Raw genomic sequence first — 14902 nt, 5'->3', positions numbered from 1 at the left:
TGTCGACACCTGGTGGACAAAGGGTGTCACCCCTTGTCGACGCCTGGCGCCTAGTGGACAAAGGGTGTCACCCCTTGTCGACACCTGGTGGATAAAGGGTGTCACCCCTTGTCGACACACGCGCGTGGGATCAGAAGAGGGCGCTCGCGAGGGCGCGGCGGGCGGTGACGACGCGCGGGTCGTCGGCGCCAAGGACGGCGAACAGGCTGAGCAGGTGCTCGCGGAGGGCATCACGGTCGTCGCCGCTGGAGACGCGGATCGCCTCGACGAGTCGGGAGAACCCGGCCTCGGGGGTGCCGGAGGCCACCTCGACGTCCGCGGCGAGGCGGACCGCCGCGAGGTCGGACGGGCTGCCCTGCGCGGTCTTGAGCGCGACGTCGGGGTCGACGCCCTGCACGCGCTGAAGCAGCTGCACGCGCGCGAGGCCCTCGGCCGCGTCGCGGTCCGCGGGACGCTCGGCGAGCACCGCGGAGTACTTCTGCTCGGCCTCGTCGAGATTGCCGGCGACCATCGCCTCGTAGGCGTCGGCGTGCGGGACGACCGGCTCGGTCGACGTCGCCGTCGCCGTCGCGGCCGGCACGCTCCCCCGCGGGGCCGCGCGGCCGGAGACGCCGTTCATCGCCGAGACGCGGAGCAGCTCCTCGATGTACTGACGGACCTGCGCCTCCGGCAGCGCGCCCTGGAACAGCGGCACCGGCTGCTGCCCGACGACCGCGAGGATCGTCGGCAGGCTCTGGATGCCGATCTCCTGCGCGAGGCGCTGGTTCGCGTCGGTGTCGATCGTGGCCAGCAGGAAGCGGCCCTCGTACTCCAGCGCCAGCTTCTCCAGGATCGGCGCGAGTTGCTTGCACGGCTGGCACCAGCCCGCCCAGAAGTCGATGACGACCGGGACGGTCATCGAGGTCGTCATGACCTCGGTGCCGAAGTTCTCCTCGGTGACCTCGACGACCCAGGGGTTGCCGCCGTGGCCGCCCGCCGAGCCGGCCCCGGCCCCGCCGGTGTGCTCCGGGCCGACGCCGAGGGCGGAGCCGGCCGCGACCGGCGGAGCGGAGCGGGCCGGTGGCTCGGGAATCTCCCCCGGCCGGGTCGGACGCGCCTTCAGACCGGACAGGTCGACGGCGCCATGGGTCGGGATACGGGGCGAAGGAGGCTGAGCCATGAGTTCATCCTGCCTGACGGGAGGCCGCGCGGCCGGGCTCCGCGGGCTCGTGCTGCGTCCGGAGCCAGCGTTCGACGAAGAAGGTGGCGAACGGGATCGAGGAGGCGACCAGGAGCTTGACGAGCGTGACGTTGTCCCAGCGCATCCGCCGCTGCAGGTCGAGCACGCCCAGCACGTAGGCCACGAACAGGATCCCGTGGATCGGCCCGAGCACGGCGACACCCGCGTGCCAGTCGAGCACCCACTGTGAGATCAGGAGCAGCAGGACGTAACTGACTCCCTCGACCAGCGAGACCACCCGCAGCCGACCGATCCGCGTCGCCAGCATTTCGCAGCACCCCTCGTTCCTGTCCGCGCCCGTCCGGGCTCGCCTCCATCTTGCCTGGTGGGGGTTTCACGCCCGCCGCACGCCCGGTCGCAGTCCGCCACCGGTAGGCGACGAACACGTCACGGAGCGGCGGTTCGGCTTTCCGGGTCCGGAAACCGGGACAAGGATGGAGACATGAGACGGCGAGGCCGCGGTGCCCGGGGTGCGACCCTGCTCGCCGTGGCCCTGTCGGTCACGGCGCTCGCGGCCTGCGGTGGTCAGCCCGAGGTGACGCCCGCCGGCGACGCCGGGCTCGACGTCCCCTACGACGACAGCGCGCCCCGCGCGACCGGACAGCCGCGTCCCGCGGCGAGCGTCTCGCCGCTGCCGAGCGGTGCGACCCCGCCGCCCGCGATCCCCCTGCCGGGGGGCACGTTCCAGCCCCCGAAGCCGGTGAAGTCCGGCAAGCCCGGGGGCCCGACGCCGACGCCCGCGCCGGGCCGGCCGGCCCCGCCGCCCGAGGGCGGTCTGACGCTCCCCGCGCCGGGCGAGTACGTCTACGCGCTGACCGGCACCTCCAGCCTCGGTAAGCCGCCGTCGACGATGAAGGCCACGGTCGCCGCGGCCGGCGGTGAGGACGAGCAGGTCTGGACGCTCGACGCCCGCCGGCCGGACGGCGCCGGGATCATCGAGGAGATGACGCTCGCCCGGCAGTCCGACGGCGTGTACCTCTCCGCCTACCGCATCGACGCCTCCACCGGGCTGGCGGCGATCGTGCTGGAGTTCGCCCCGCCGACGCCCGTGCTGCTCGAGCCGGACGATGCGAAGGCCGGCCAGACCTGGGAGTTCGACCTCGAGTCGAAGGACGGCTGCGCGGCCGCGCACACCGCCGCGGTGCTGGTGTCGGAGGGCAAGCCCGGCGCGGACGGCGTCAACTCCGTGCGGCACGTCCGGATGACGACGACGCTGCGGACGATCGGCCCGCCGACCTGCCCGGCGATCAACGCCAAGCGGGTGCAGGACACCTACCACCCGGCCGGCGTCGCCCTGCCCGCGCGGATCGACAACAACCTCTCCGGCTCGCTCGGCGCCGTCCCGGTCAAGTCCGACACCCGCGCCACCCTCACCGCCCCGACGCCGAAGTCAGCGGCCCGCCGGCCCGAGGCGGGCTAGGTTCTCCCAGCATGTGGCTGATTCCGCTGCGGGACCTCCAGTGGCGCCACCGGCGGTTCGTGCTCGGCGCCGTCGCGACGGCCGTCGTCTTCACCCTCGCCCTGCTCCTCGGCGGCGTCGGCTCGGCGCTGCGGGGCGAGGCCGACCGTGCCGTGCAGGCCGTCGGCGCCGACGCGTGGCTGGTCCGTGAGGGCGCGAGCGGACCGTTCTCCACCCTCGCGGCGATGCCCGACACCGTCGTGGACCAGGTCGCCCGCGCCCCGGGCGTGGTCTCGGCCGACCCGTTCGTCGCCGCGTCCGCCACCACCGGCGGCGCCCGCACGGTCGACGTCACCGTGATCGGTTACCGGCCCGGCGGCCTCGGGCCGCCGGTGCCGACGGCAGGCCGGCAGCCCAGCCGGCCCAACGAGGCGTTGGTGGACCGCTCGACCGGATACGCGGTCGGCGACACCGTGAACCTGTCCGGGATCAACTTCGCCGTCGTCGGCCAGGTCGAGCACATGACGATGCGCGGCGGTGCCGGCAACGTCTACCTCAACATCCGTGACGCCCAGTCAGTTCTGTTCAAGGGCAACCGGTTCGTCACGGCCGTCCTGGTTCGGGGCGCGCCCGAGGTCCCGGCGGCGCTCGGTCTTCGCGTCCTGGACACCGTCGACGCCCGCAGCGACGCGCTCCGGCCGGTCGACCAGCAGATCGACGCCGCGCACGCCCTGCGCCTGCTGCTGTGGGCGGCGGCGATCCTCGTCGTCGGCGCGACCGTGCACCTGGCCGCGGCGGAGCGGCCCCAGGACCTCGCGGTGCTCAAGGCCCTCGGCGCGAGCACCTCGACGCTCGCCGCCGGCCTCGCGCTGCAGGCCGTGGTGGTCTCGGTCGCCGCCGCCGGCGTGGCGGTGCTCGCCGCTCCGGTGTTCGCGCCCGTCCTGCCGCTGCCGACGCACTTCTCGCTGGGCTCGACCATCGGCCTGGTCGCGCTCGCCGCCGTCGTCGGGATGCTCGCCGGGCTCGCGGGGCTGAGCCGCGCCGTCCGGGTCGAGGCGATCGAGGCGCTGGACGCCTGATGGAGCAGCTGCAGATCCGCGACCTCACCGTCGAGCACGCGAGCGGCGACTACCTCGTGCGCCCCCTCGACGGGTTTCACGGGGAAGCCCGCTCCGGCGAACTCGTACTCCTGCTCGGCCCGAGCGGCAGCGGCAAGACCACGTTGCTCGCGTGCCTGGCCGGGCTGCGGTCGCCCACCTCGGGCGAGATCCGGCTCGACGACGAGGTGGTCACGGACCTGACGGGCCGGGACCTCGCCGAGTACCGCCGCCGGTCCGTCGGGCTGGTGCTTCCCGGCGCCAAGCTCCTGCCCGGGCTCACGATCCGCGAGAACGTCGAGGTCCCCCTGCGTCTGGCGCACGTTGCCGGGCGCACGGCCCGGACCCGCGCCGCCGAGCTGCTCGACCTCGTCGGCCTCGGCGAGCACGGGCACGAGCGCCCCGCCGCCCTCTCCGGCGGGCAGCAGCAACGCGTCGCCATCGCGCGGGCGCTGGCGCACGAGCCCCCGCTCGTCCTCGTCGACGAGCCGACCGTCGGGGCGGACTACGTGCAGGTCGAGATCGTGCTGCGCACCCTGCGCGACCTGGCCGTCCCCGGCCGCGCGGTGATCGCCGCGACCCACGACGAGCGCCTGGTGCCGCTGGCCGACCGCGTGATCGAGATGCGCCCGCAGACCCCGGAGGCGGAACAGCTGGGCACCGTCGACCTGAAGGAGGGTCAGGCCCTGTTCGAGCAAGGCGACAACGGCGAGCTCGTGTACGTCGTCGTCAAGGGCCAACTGGACGTCTTCCGTGCCCTCGCCGACGGCGGGGACGCCCTCGTGCACACCTGCCAGCCCGGCGACTACGTGGGCGAGATCGGCCCCCTGCTCGGGCTGCCCCGCTCCGCCACCGTGAAGGCGAAGACCGACGCGGTCGTGCAGGGCATCACCGTCGAGGAGTTCTGCGAACGCGTCGGGCCCGAAGGGGTCCGCTCCGCCCTGGGATCGACGTCCCCGTGACCCGCCCCGCCAGAAGGGGTGACGCCCCTTCTGGTTGCCGTCAGGTGGTCAGCTGCTCCGCGAGGGCGTCGGCCGCGGCGTAGGGGTCGAGCTCGCCGGCGGCGACCCGCTCGGCCAGGGCCTCCAGGCGCCGGTCCCCGCGCAGGTTGCCGATCCGGCGCCGCATGCCCTCGAGCGTGACGGCCTCGACCTCCCCGGCGGCGCGGCGGCGCCGGCGGGCGACCAACCGGCCCGAGTCCACGAGGTGCTGCCGGTGCTTGGAGATCGCATCGACGACCTCCTCGACGCCGTCGCCCCGGGACGCGACGGTCTTGAGCACCGGCGCGGTCCAGTCCCCCTCGCCGCGGCCGGGGCCGAGGGAGAGCATGTGCGTGAGCTCCCGTGCGGTCTGCGCGGCGCCCTCGCGGTCGGCCTTGTTGACGACGTAGACGTCCCCCACCTCGAGGATCCCGGCCTTCGCGGCCTGGATCCCGTCGCCCATGCCGGGGGCCATCAGCACGACCGTCGTGTCGGCCTGGCCGGCGACCTCGACCTCGGACTGCCCGACGCCGACGGTCTCGAGCAGGATCACCTCGCACCCGGCGGCGGCCAGCACGCGCAACGCCTGCGGCGCCGCCCACGAGAGCCCGCCGAGGTGCCCCCGCGCCGCCATCGAGCGGATGTAGACGCCGTCGTCCTCGGCGTGCGCACCCATCCGGATGCGGTCACCGAGCAGCGCCCCGCCGGAGTACGGCGACGACGGATCGATCGCCAGCACGCCGACGCGGACGCCGCGGCCCCGGTACGCGCCGATCAGCGCCGCGGTCGACGTCGACTTGCCGACACCCGGCGGGCCGGTCAGGCCCACCACGTAGGTGTCCGCCGGACCGGCCGCCACCAGGGCGGCCATCACCTCGCGCAGCAACGGCGAGGCGTCCTCGACCAGGCTGATCAGTCGGGCGACCGCGCGTCGGTCACCCGAGCGAGCCCGCCCGACGAGATCGGCGACGTCGGTCACGGAGTTGCTGACGATTCTGACGAAGTGTCAGGACCCGACCTTGATGATCAGGGCGTCGCCCTGGCCACCGCCGCCGCAGAGCGCAGCCGCGCCGTACCCGCCGCCGCGGCGGCCGAGCTCGAGGGCCAGGTGCAGCACGATGCGGGCGCCGGACATCCCGACCGGGTGCCCGAGCGCGATCGCGCCGCCGTTGACGTTGACGATCTCCGGGTCCACGCCCAGCTCGCGGGTGGACTGGATGCCGACCGCGGCGAAGGCCTCGTTGATCTCGATCAGCCCCAGGTCCGAGGCGGCGATGCCCTGCTTGGCCAGCGCGGCGTTGATCGCCCGCGACGGCTGGGACTGCAGCGAGGAGTCCGGGCCGGCGACCATGCCGTGCGCGCCGATCTCGGCGATCCAGGACAGCCCGTTCGCCTGGGCCTTCTCCTTGCTCATCACGATCACCGCGGCGCCACCGTCGGAGATCTGCGAGGCCGAGCCGGCAGTGATGGTGCCGTCGGAGGTGAAGGCCGGACGCAGCTTGGCCAGCGACTCGGCGGTGGTGTCCCCACGCACGCCCTCGTCGTCGGCGAAGGAGATCGGGTCACCCTTGCGCTGCGGCAGCTCGATCGGCGCGATCTCGTCGGCGAACAGGCCGTTCTTGTGCGCCGCCGCCGCGCGCTGGTGCGAGCGGGCCGCGAACTCGTCCTGCTCCTCGCGGGAGATGTTCAGCCCCGCGTTGGCCTTCTCGGTCAGCTCGCCCATCGGCACGTCGGTGAACTGGTCCCACAGTCCGTCGTAGGCCATCGAGTCGACCAGGGTGGTGTTGCCGTACTTGACCCCGACCCGGGAGTTCGGCAGCAGGTGCGGCGCGTTGGTCATCGACTCCATGCCACCGGCCACGACCGTGTCGACCTCACCGGCGCGGATCAGCTGGTCGGCCATCGCGATCGCGTTCAGGCCCGACAGGCACACCTTGTTGATCGTGATCGCCGGGACGTCCATCCCGATCCCACCCTTGACCGCGGCCTGGCGAGCGGTGATCTGCCCGGCGCCGGCCTGCAGCACCTGACCCATGATCACGTACTGGATCTCCGAGGCCGGCACCCCGGACCTCGTCAGGGCCGCCGAAATCGCATGACCGCCCAGGTCCGCCCCGGAGAAGTCCTTCAGGGAGCCCAGCAGGCGTCCCATCGGCGTGCGCGCGCCGGCAATGATCACGGAGCTGGTCATGGGGGCCTCCACGGGTCCTCGGACGTGCCCTGGTCTCGGGCATCTGCCACGATAGTCAGCAGGCGCAAATCGACATCTCCCCGGCGTCCGTGCCGTCGGCCGGGAGGACCGCTCGTCGCGCCGAACGGCCCGTCGGACGCCCGCCAGGAGCACCTCATGATCAACCGGATCGACCACGTCGGCCTCGCCGTCCAGGACCTGGACGCTTCGATCGCCTTCTACGAGCGGACCTTCGGGATGCACGTGGTGCACGAGGAGGTCAACGAGGAACAGGGCGTTCGCGAGGCGATGCTGGCCGTCGGGGACTCCGGCTCCTACATCCAGCTGCTCGCCCCGCTGCGCGAGGACTCCCCCATCGGCAAGTTCCTCGCCCGCAACGGCGAGGGCATCCAGCAGATGGCGTACAACGTCGACGACATCGACGCGATCTCCACGCACCTGCGCGACGCCGGCGTGCGCCTCCTCTACGACGAGCCCAAGCGCGGCACCGCCAACTCCCGCATCAACTTCGTGCACCCGAAGGACGCCGGCGGCGTCCTGATCGAGCTCGTCCAGTCGGCCCCGGAGGGCGAGTCCGGCCACTGAGCCGACTCCTCGGGGCGGGCCGTGCGGCCCAGAACACGGTTTAGCGTCGCGGTTTCCCGGTCACTGAGCCGGAAACCGCACGCCGCCCCTGCTCGCCGCTCGGCGACAGGGTCGACCGTCCGGCGACCAGCTCGACCAGGCGAGCGGCGGCCGGTCCGGGGGACATTTCGGGCGTCGGTATCGTCTACCAGCCGCTCGCACTACCCGGGAGTAACGCCGTGAAGGACATCCTCGAGGCCATCCTCGCCAGCGACACCGAACGCCCGGACGTCGCCGGGCTCCCGATCCCGGAGTCCTACAAGGGCATGGTCGTCCGCAAGGACGAGCAGAACATGTTCGAAGGCCTCCCCTCCAAGGAGAAGGACCCGCGCAAGAGCCTGCACCTCGACGAGGTGGCGACCCCCGAGCTCGGCCCGGGTGAGGCCCTCGTCGCCGTGATGGCCTCGTCGGTCAACTACAACACCGTCTGGACCTCGATCTTCGAGCCCGTCTCGACGTTCGGCTTCCTGGAGCGCTACGGCCGAGTCTCCGAACTGACCAAGCGCCACGACCTGCCGTACCACGTGGTCGGCTCCGACCTCGCCGGCGTCGTGCTCAGGGTCGGCCCGGGCGTGAGCAAGTGGAAGGCCGGCGACCGCGTCGTCGCGCACTGCCTGAGCGTCGAGCTCGAGGACGCCATGGGCCACGACGACACGATGATGGACCCGCAGCAGCGCATCTGGGGCTTCGAGACCAACTTCGGCGGCCTCGCCGAGCTGGCCCTGGTCAAGGCCAACCAGCTGATGCCGAAGCCGGACCACCTCTCCTGGGAGGAGGCCGCGTCGCCGGGCCTGGTGAACTCCACCGCCTACCGGCAGCTGATCTCGCACAACGGCGCGAACATGAAGCAGGGCGACGTCGTCCTGATCTGGGGCGCCTCCGGTGGCCTCGGCTCCTACGCGACGCAGATGGCCCTGGCCGGCGGCGCGATCCCCGTCTGCGTCGTCTCCTCCCCCGACAAGGTGGAGATCTGCAAGTCCCTCGGCGCCGAGCACGTCATCGACCGCAACGCCGAGGGCTACAAGTTCTGGAAGAACGAGAACGAGCAGGACCCGAAGGAGTGGCAGCGCTTCGGCAAGAAGATCCGTGAGCTCACCGGTGGCGAGGACATCGACATCGTCTTCGAGCACCCGGGCCGCGAGACCTTCGGCGCCTCGATCTACGTGACCCGCCGGGGCGGCATCATCACCACCTGCGCGTCGACCTCGGGCTACATCCACCAGTACGACAACCGGTACTTCTGGATGAACCTCAAGCGGATCATCGGCTCGCACTTCGCGAACTACCGCGAGGCGTGGGAGGCCAACCGTCTCATCGACAAGGGCATCATCCACCCGACCCTGTCGAAGACCTACGCCCTCGCCGACACCGGCCAGGCCGCCCTCGACGTCCACCGCAACGTCCACCAGGGCAAGGTCGGCGTCCTGTGCCTCGCCCCCTCCGAGGGCCTCGGCGTCGCCAACCCCGAGAAGCGCGCCAAGTTCGAGGACAAGATCAACCGCTTCCGCAACGTCTGAGCCTCCGCGCTCCGGCGCTCCGGCGCCCCCGCGCCGCCCCGAACCACCCCGATCCACCCCGAACCACCCCGACAGCCCGCTCATGCATGAGCGGGCTGTCGATTTTCGGGCGATCGGTGTCCGAATTTCGACGCTCCGCTCATGCATGACCGGGCTGTCGATTTTCGGGCGATCGATGTCCGAATTTCGACGCTCCGCTCATGCATGAGCGACGAGCGTGAGCGCGGACGTGAAGATTTGTCCGTTTCATTCCCGGGCCGGGTCCGCCGTGGGAACATGCCGGGGTGACGTCGGACGCCAATCGGGCGCCCGGCCGCGAGCTGTCGCGGCCGGGGACGACGGCACGGTTCGAGACGGCCCTGCGCGGCTACGACCGGGCGCAGGTCGACCTCTACGTCGACGAGCTCAGCTCCCGGCTGGAGGCGCTGCGCGCCGCGATCGCGGACGCCGAGCAGGTCGCCCACGACGCCCGTGAGGACGCGCTGGTCGCGCACGCGGAGCTGACCCGGACCCGGGCCCGGCTGGCGGACACCGAGGCGCGGCTGGCCCAGGTCGAGGCGTCCCCCGGGCTGCCCGGGGAGGACAGCGCCGGCCGGCTCATGCGGCTGGCCGAACTGACGGCCGAGGCGCTGCGCGCGGAGGCGGCCGAGGCGGCCGCCGCGGTGCAGCGCGAGGCCCACGAGGCGTTGGAGGCGGCGCACCGCCGGCACGCGGAGCTGCTGGAGGCGGCGGCGGTCGAGAAGACCGCGCTGCTCGCCGAGGCCAGACGGGTCGCCGTCGCCCTGGCCGAGGCCGGCCGCGTCACCGGCGAGGCGCGCCGGACCGAGGGCGCGAGCTCCCGCAAGCGGGCCGAGCAGGCCGCCCGCCGGGAGGGCGAGCGCAGCGTCGCGGCGGCGCGCGCCCGGGCCGCCGAGATCGAGCGGATCACCGAGCGCCGCGTCACCGAGGCCGAGACCGCCGGGTTCGGGGCCCGCGCCCGCGGGCACGCCCGAGCGGCGGCGACGGCCGCCCGACTGCGGACCCGGGCCGCGGACGTCCTCGCCCGCGCCCACGAGCGTGCCGAGACCCTCCAGACCACCGCCGCCCGCGAGGCGGACGCCCTGATCTCCGAGGCGACCGCGAAGTCCGAGGCGATGCTCGCCGCCGCGCGGACCGAGAGCCAGCAGCTGATCACGGACGCCGAGACCCGCCTCGCCGCCGCGCAGGCCGCGGCGGCCGCGCTCACCCGCGTCGCGACCGCCGAGGCGCGGGAGCTCTCCACGTCGACGAAGGCCGAGGCCGCCCGGCTCGCGGAGACCTCCCGCGAGCAGGCCACCCGGTTGCTCCACGAGGCCCGCGCCGAGGCCACCCGCCTGACCACCGCCGCCCGCGCCGAGGCCGAGCGGGTCTCGCGTTCGGCCGCCGACGAGGCGACCGCGCTGCTCACCGCGGCACGCAGCGACGCCGAGGCCACGACCGTCGCGGCCCGCGAGGCGGCCGGGAAGCTGACAACCACGTCGACGGCGGCGGCCGAGGCCCGCGAGTCCAGTGCCCGGGCCGAGGCCGAACGCGTGCTGCGCGAGGCCCAGGAGGCCGCGGACGCCCTGACCGCGCGATCGAGCGGCGAGGCGGCGAAGGTCCTCGCCGACGCCCGGCGCGAGGCGCACTCGATCGCCGCGGCGTCGCGGTCCCAGGTCGAGCAGATCACCAGCGAGGCCCGCGCGACCGCGGACGCCGTCACCGCCCGCGCCACCGCGGAGGCCGAGCGCCTGTCGTCCTCGACCCGCGCCGCGGCCGCCGAGCTCGCCGCCGCGGCCGGCGCGGACCGTGAGGCGGCCGCCGAGATGCTGGCCGAGGCGGAGCGCAAACTCGACGACGCCCGCCGGCGGGCCGAGGGTCTGGCGACCGCGGCCCTGGAGGCGATCGCGGACGAACTGGCCGCCCGTCGGGCCGAGGTACGCGCCCTCGAAAACGAGAGGGATTCGATTCTGGCGCAGCGTCAGGACATCGGTGCGCACTTGATCAACCTTCAGGCAAGTCTGGATCTTCTGGCCGAGCTCGGCGTCGATCCGAGCGGCTCCGGAACCGACTCCACCCGCGAGAACGGGCCGAACTCGACCGACAGGTCCTGAGAAATCCCTTTCGACCGGCGCCCACGGTCCCTCGGTTTGCCCAGAGGGCGGACGCCGGGACCCGCCTCGAGAGATGATCACTGCAGGCTCGCGCCGGGCCGAGGCAAAGCGGGACCATGAAGATTGCACAGATCCCGCGTCGCACCCGAACCGGCTGCGAGGATGGACAACAATCAACGCAGGACGATCACCGCAGACCTTGAGGACAAGTGTCGCAATGACGATGAACGAGACCCCTCCCGCCTTCGACATCGTGCTGCGTGGGTACGAGCGCCGCCAGGTCGACGAGCACCTGTCCACCCTCGTGAACGACCGCCTCGCTGCCGAGCGCAAGGCCCAGGAGCTGGAGAAGCAGGTCCAGCGGGTCCGCGCCGAGTTCGAGGCGAGCGACGTCAGCGAGCCGAACTACGCCAGCCTGGGCGCCCGGGTCGAGAAGATCCTGCGCCTGGCCGAGGAGGAGGCCCGCGACGTCCGCGCCGAGGCCGACGCCGCCGGCCAGCAGGCCCGCACGAAGGCCGGCGAGGACGCCGAGGCGATCCGCAAGTCGGCCGAGGCCGAGGCGGAGCGCCGCCGCACCGAGGCGGAGGCCAAGACCGAGCAGATGCTCGAGCAGGCCAAGGCCGAGGTCGAGCGGATCCAGACCGAGGCCCAGAACGAGGCCCAGGCGAAGATCACGAGCGCCGAGAACATCGTCGAGGAGGCCCGCGCCAAGGCCGCCCAGATCGCGACCGAGGTCGAGGCCAAGCTCGCCAAGCGCCGCGAGCAGGCCGAGCGCGACATGGCCACCCGCCAGGAGGTCGCCGAGCGCCGCCTGATGGAGACCGGCGAGAAGGCCGACGCCCTCCGCATGGAGGCCCAGAAGATGCGGGACGACGCCGAGCGTCGCGCCAAGCAGCTGCTCGAGGCCGCCCGCCGCGAGGCCGAGGACCTGGTCGCCGACGCCCGCGCCAAGGCCGAGCGGATGCGCCTGGAGTCCGAGCGCGAGCTCGCCGCCCTGACCCACCGCCGCGACAGCATCAACGCCCAGCTGAGCAACGTCCGCGAGATGCTCGCGACGCTGACCGGCTCGGCGGCGGCCCTGATCGGTGGCGGCGCCCCCGCCGCCGGCGCCGAGGCCGGGGCGATGCCCGCACAGTCCCCGCGTCCCGACGCTCCGCAGCAGCCGCAGTCGGCCGACAACGGCACCGCGGCCTCCTGAGGCAGCTCGCCCAGACAGTCCCGAAGGGGCGGCACCGGATCGGTGCCGCCCCTTCGGCGTGTCCGGGGGTGGCGTGGGCCCGCTGCCTCAGCCCAGCGGCCGGCGCCGGGTCCGGGCCTCCCAGCAGGCGGTGTGCCAGTGGCGACGGTCGGTCCCGTCGGAGTCGGCGGGCCAGGCCACGACGTGGGGCCGCGACGCCGGGAGCTCCTGCGCGCAGCCCGGGCACCGGTAGGACCGCCCCGACGGAGAGCCCGAGAGCCGCCGGACGTTCCACTCCCCGTCCGGCCCGGACTCGTACGACTGCGTCTCACGCACCGGGCGCACCGGGCGCCCGGCCGGACGCGGCTTGCGGCGCGGCATGGGTCCATTCTCCCGGGCCGCGAGATTCGTCCCGGTCCCGGCGAACGTTCCGCCCGACTGCGCCGTCCTCCCCCCGAACAAGGCCACGGCCGCACGGCCACCCTGAAGGGGAGACACCATGAACATCTCGCTCCGTCGGACCTGGGGGCCGCTCGCCGCGGCCGGCGTCGTCGGCGCCGTCCTGACCGGCGTCCTGCTGGGCAGCGGATCCGGCGCGAGCGTCGCCGCGATCGGGTCGGACGGCGCACGGGACACCGTTTCCGTCGCCGGCACCGGCAAGGTCAGCGGCGTGCCGGACGTGCTGCGCCTCGACCTGGGGGTCGAGCACACCGGCAAGGACGTCAACGTCGCGCTGAACGCGGCCAACCGCGACGTCACCGCGATCAAGAAGGCGCTCGGCCGGTTCGACGTGAAGGACGCCGACATCCAGACCTCGCAGCTCTCGATCAACCCTCACTACGAGAACAACGGCAAGGTCAACGGCTACGAGGTCTTCCAGGGCCTGACGGTCAAGCTGCGCGACCTGCCGAAGGCGGGCGAGGCGATCTCCGCGGCCGCGCAGGCCGGGGGCAACGCGACGCGGATTCACGGCGTCGCCTTCGACATCGAGGACAACGCGAAGCTCGTCCAGGCCGCCCGTGACGCGGCGTTCGCCGACGCGAAGGCCAAGGCCGAGCAGTACGCGAAGCTCGCCGGCCGCCGGCTCGGGAACGTGACGACGATCAGCGAGCAGACCTCCTACGACGGCGAGCCGATCCCGTACGCCGTCATGGCCGAGGACACCGCGGCCGCCGGCAGCTCGGTGCCGCTCGAGGCGGGCAGCCAGCAGGTGTCGGTGAACTCGAACGTCGCCTGGGAACTCGTCTAGGACCCGTCGGCACGTCAGGACTGCTCTGTCGGGGGAAGGGGCCGGCCGGGCGCGCTGGTGGGGCGCGCCCCGCCGGCCGTCGCACGTCGGGGCGGGCCGGGGCAGGATGGAGCGATGGCTCCGCGAATGCCCGCGGCCTTCCTCGGCCACGGCAACCCGATGAACGCGCTCGACACCAACCGCTACACCGAGGCGTGGCGCGCGTTCGGGGCCGCGGTCCCCCGCCCGCGCGCGATCCTCGTGGTCTCCGCGCACTGGTACATCCACGCGACCGCCGTGACGGCGATGCCATTGCCCCGCACCATCCACGACTTCTACGGCTTTCCGCAGGCCCTGTTCGACATCGCCTATCCCGCGCCCGGGCTGCCGGAGCTCGCGACGGAGATCGCGGACGTCGTCCACCCGACCTGGGTCGGCGCCGACCGGGACTCCTGGGGCATCGACCACGGGACCTGGTCGGTGCTCGTGCACGCGTTCCCCGACGCCGACATCCCCGTCGTGCAGCTCTCGCTCAAGGCCGACGCCTGCCTCGACTACCACCTCGCCCTCGGCGCCCGCCTCGCCCCGCTGCGCGAGCGCGGCGTGCTGATCGTCGGCAGCGGGAACGTCGTGCACAACCTGCGCGCGGTGGACTTTCAGCAGCCGGACGCCGGCTTCGACTGGGCGCAACGGTTCGACGCGGCGTTCACCGCGGCGGTCACCGGCTCCGACCCGGCCGCCACCGCCGCTCTCGACGGCCACGCCGATTTCCCCGTCGCCGTCCCGACCCCGGACCACTACCTGCCCGCGCTCTACCTCGCGGGCCTCGCCGACGCCGCCGGTGAGTCCGCCGAGGTCCTGATCGACGGCTGCGCCTACGGCTCCCTCTCGATGACCGCGTACACCCTCGGCCTCCCCGGCGGTGCCTCCGGCGAGCCGGAGGCGGCGGCAGCGGGCGCGGCCACGACCGCCCCCGCCGCCGAGACCGCCCCCGACGCCCCCGACGCCCCCGCGGACTGCGCGAACATCTGACCCTGCCCTGGAGATGACATCTCCACTGCACAGGCCCCAAACCACTGGAGATGACATCTCCACTGCGGGGCGACACGCCGACCTACAATGGGCGCGTGCCCCGATACGAGTACCGCTGCCGCGACTGCGAGCACACGTTCGAGCTGAACCGACCGATGGCCGACTCCGGCGCGCCGGCGCCGTGCCCGTTCGGCCACACCGACACCGTCAAGCTGCTCTCGACGATCTCGGTCGTCGGTGCCGCCGCCGGCGGTGGCGGGGCTCCGCGGCCCGCCGCTCCCCCGCCCGCGATGGGCGGCGGCTGCTGCGGCGGCGCCTGCCACTGAC

General features: G+C 73.3%; 15 protein-coding genes. 10 read left to right on the top strand and 5 right to left on the bottom strand.

Features of this window, described 5'->3' with window-relative positions; all coding sequences use genetic code 11:
* Window positions 1-130: 130 nt before the first annotated feature.
* Complete coding sequence (locus tag SPOPO_RS0117885) at window positions 131-1159, bottom strand: tetratricopeptide repeat protein (protein ID WP_019876332.1); 1029 nt, start codon at window positions 1157-1159, stop codon at window positions 131-133.
* Between the two features lie 4 nt (window positions 1160-1163).
* A complete protein-coding gene (locus SPOPO_RS0117880; protein ID WP_019876330.1) occupies window positions 1164-1487 on the bottom strand; it encodes a DUF3817 domain-containing protein in 324 nt (107 codons plus the stop codon).
* A 174-nt stretch (window positions 1488-1661) separates the two neighbouring features.
* Here SPOPO_RS0117880 and SPOPO_RS0117875 point away from each other — a divergent pair, with 174 nt between their 5' ends.
* The 3 genes from SPOPO_RS0117875 to SPOPO_RS0117865 are packed head-to-tail and all read left to right on the top strand — an operon-like array spanning window position 1662 to window position 4677.
* Entirely contained in the window at window positions 1662-2639 is a 978-nt protein-coding gene (locus tag SPOPO_RS0117875) for a hypothetical protein (RefSeq protein WP_028984878.1), read from the top strand.
* 11 nt (window positions 2640-2650) lie between these two features.
* Complete coding sequence (locus SPOPO_RS0117870) at window positions 2651-3697, top strand: ABC transporter permease (protein ID WP_019876329.1); 1047 nt, start codon at window positions 2651-2653, stop codon at window positions 3695-3697.
* Window positions 3697-4677 carry an ABC transporter ATP-binding protein gene (locus SPOPO_RS0117865; protein WP_019876328.1) on the top strand — a complete coding sequence of 327 codons (981 nt, stop codon included), beginning with the start codon at window positions 3697-3699 and terminating at the stop codon, window positions 4675-4677. Before SPOPO_RS0117870 ends, SPOPO_RS0117865 begins: the two co-directional genes overlap by 1 nt.
* Before the next feature lie 40 nt (window positions 4678-4717).
* On the opposite strand, the gene meaB is transcribed toward SPOPO_RS0117865, so the two are convergent.
* A complete protein-coding gene (gene meaB, locus SPOPO_RS0117860) occupies window positions 4718-5674 on the bottom strand; it encodes a methylmalonyl Co-A mutase-associated GTPase MeaB (RefSeq protein ID WP_019876327.1) in 957 nt (318 codons plus the stop codon).
* A 27-nt stretch (window positions 5675-5701) separates the two neighbouring features.
* Entirely contained in the window at window positions 5702-6886 is a 1185-nt protein-coding gene (locus SPOPO_RS0117855) for an acetyl-CoA C-acetyltransferase (protein WP_019876326.1), read from the bottom strand.
* A gap of 156 nt (window positions 6887-7042) precedes the next feature.
* Here SPOPO_RS0117855 and mce point away from each other — a divergent pair, with 156 nt between their 5' ends.
* The 4 genes from mce to SPOPO_RS30335 all read left to right on the top strand — a co-directional run bounded on the left by mce (window position 7043) and on the right by SPOPO_RS30335 (window position 12336).
* Window positions 7043-7471, top strand: a complete 429-nt coding sequence (gene mce / locus SPOPO_RS0117850) for a methylmalonyl-CoA epimerase (RefSeq protein WP_019876325.1) — start codon at window positions 7043-7045, stop codon at window positions 7469-7471.
* Window positions 7472-7689: 218 nt separating this feature from the next.
* Window positions 7690-9027: a crotonyl-CoA carboxylase/reductase gene (gene ccrA, locus SPOPO_RS0117845; RefSeq protein ID WP_019876324.1), complete on the top strand. Its 1338-nt coding sequence runs from the start codon at window positions 7690-7692 to the stop codon at window positions 9025-9027.
* Window positions 9028-9311: 284 nt separating this feature from the next.
* Window positions 9312-11138, top strand: a complete 1827-nt coding sequence (locus SPOPO_RS30340; protein WP_033385097.1) for a DivIVA domain-containing protein — start codon at window positions 9312-9314, stop codon at window positions 11136-11138.
* Window positions 11139-11361: 223 nt separating this feature from the next.
* Window positions 11362-12336, top strand: a complete 975-nt coding sequence (locus tag SPOPO_RS30335; protein WP_156870000.1) for a coiled-coil domain-containing protein — start codon at window positions 11362-11364, stop codon at window positions 12334-12336.
* An 87-nt stretch (window positions 12337-12423) separates the two neighbouring features.
* On the opposite strand, the gene SPOPO_RS0117825 is transcribed toward SPOPO_RS30335, so the two are convergent.
* Window positions 12424-12696: a hypothetical protein gene (locus tag SPOPO_RS0117825; protein ID WP_019876322.1), complete on the bottom strand. Its 273-nt coding sequence runs from the start codon at window positions 12694-12696 to the stop codon at window positions 12424-12426.
* Window positions 12697-12814: 118 nt separating this feature from the next.
* Here SPOPO_RS0117825 and SPOPO_RS0117820 point away from each other — a divergent pair, with 118 nt between their 5' ends.
* From SPOPO_RS0117820 to SPOPO_RS0117810, 3 genes are all read left to right on the top strand, one after another.
* Entirely contained in the window at window positions 12815-13564 is a 750-nt protein-coding gene (locus tag SPOPO_RS0117820) for an SIMPL domain-containing protein (protein ID WP_019876321.1), read from the top strand.
* Between the two features lie 126 nt (window positions 13565-13690).
* Window positions 13691-14575, top strand: coding sequence for a 4,5-DOPA-extradiol-dioxygenase (gene ygiD / locus SPOPO_RS0117815; protein WP_019876320.1), 885 nt, complete (start codon window positions 13691-13693; stop codon window positions 14573-14575).
* A gap of 95 nt (window positions 14576-14670) precedes the next feature.
* Entirely contained in the window at window positions 14671-14901 is a 231-nt protein-coding gene (locus SPOPO_RS0117810) for an FmdB family zinc ribbon protein (protein WP_019876318.1), read from the top strand.
* Window position 14902: the final 1 nt, after the last annotated feature.

Origin of the sequence: Sporichthya polymorpha DSM 43042, assembly GCF_000384115.1 — a bacterium.
Classification (GTDB): Bacteria; Actinomycetota; Actinomycetes; order Sporichthyales; family Sporichthyaceae; genus Sporichthya; species Sporichthya polymorpha.
This window is presented reverse-complemented; position numbering and strand designations above follow the sequence as displayed.

Excerpts from the sequence above, each read along its gene's own strand:
- SPOPO_RS0117870 (WP_019876329.1), top strand. The coding sequence starts at position 2,651 with ATGTGGCTGATTCCGCTGCGGGACCTCCAGTGGCGCCACCGGCGGTTC.
- SPOPO_RS0117855 (WP_019876326.1), bottom strand. The coding sequence starts at position 6,886 with ATGACCAGCTCCGTGATCATTGCCGGCGCGCGCACGCCGATGGGACGC.
- ygiD (WP_019876320.1), top strand. The coding sequence starts at position 13,691 with ATGCCCGCGGCCTTCCTCGGCCACGGCAACCCGATGAACGCGCTCGAC.
- SPOPO_RS0117865 (WP_019876328.1), top strand. The coding sequence starts at position 3,697 with ATGGAGCAGCTGCAGATCCGCGACCTCACCGTCGAGCACGCGAGCGGC.
- mce (WP_019876325.1), top strand. The coding sequence starts at position 7,043 with ATGATCAACCGGATCGACCACGTCGGCCTCGCCGTCCAGGACCTGGAC.
- SPOPO_RS0117880 (WP_019876330.1), bottom strand. The coding sequence starts at position 1,487 with ATGCTGGCGACGCGGATCGGTCGGCTGCGGGTGGTCTCGCTGGTCGAG.
- SPOPO_RS0117885 (WP_019876332.1), bottom strand. The coding sequence starts at position 1,159 with ATGGCTCAGCCTCCTTCGCCCCGTATCCCGACCCATGGCGCCGTCGAC.
- SPOPO_RS0117875 (WP_028984878.1), top strand. The coding sequence starts at position 1,662 with ATGAGACGGCGAGGCCGCGGTGCCCGGGGTGCGACCCTGCTCGCCGTG.
- SPOPO_RS0117825 (WP_019876322.1), bottom strand. The coding sequence starts at position 12,696 with ATGCCGCGCCGCAAGCCGCGTCCGGCCGGGCGCCCGGTGCGCCCGGTG.
- SPOPO_RS0117820 (WP_019876321.1), top strand. The coding sequence starts at position 12,815 with ATGAACATCTCGCTCCGTCGGACCTGGGGGCCGCTCGCCGCGGCCGGC.
- SPOPO_RS30335 (WP_156870000.1), top strand. The coding sequence starts at position 11,362 with ATGAACGAGACCCCTCCCGCCTTCGACATCGTGCTGCGTGGGTACGAG.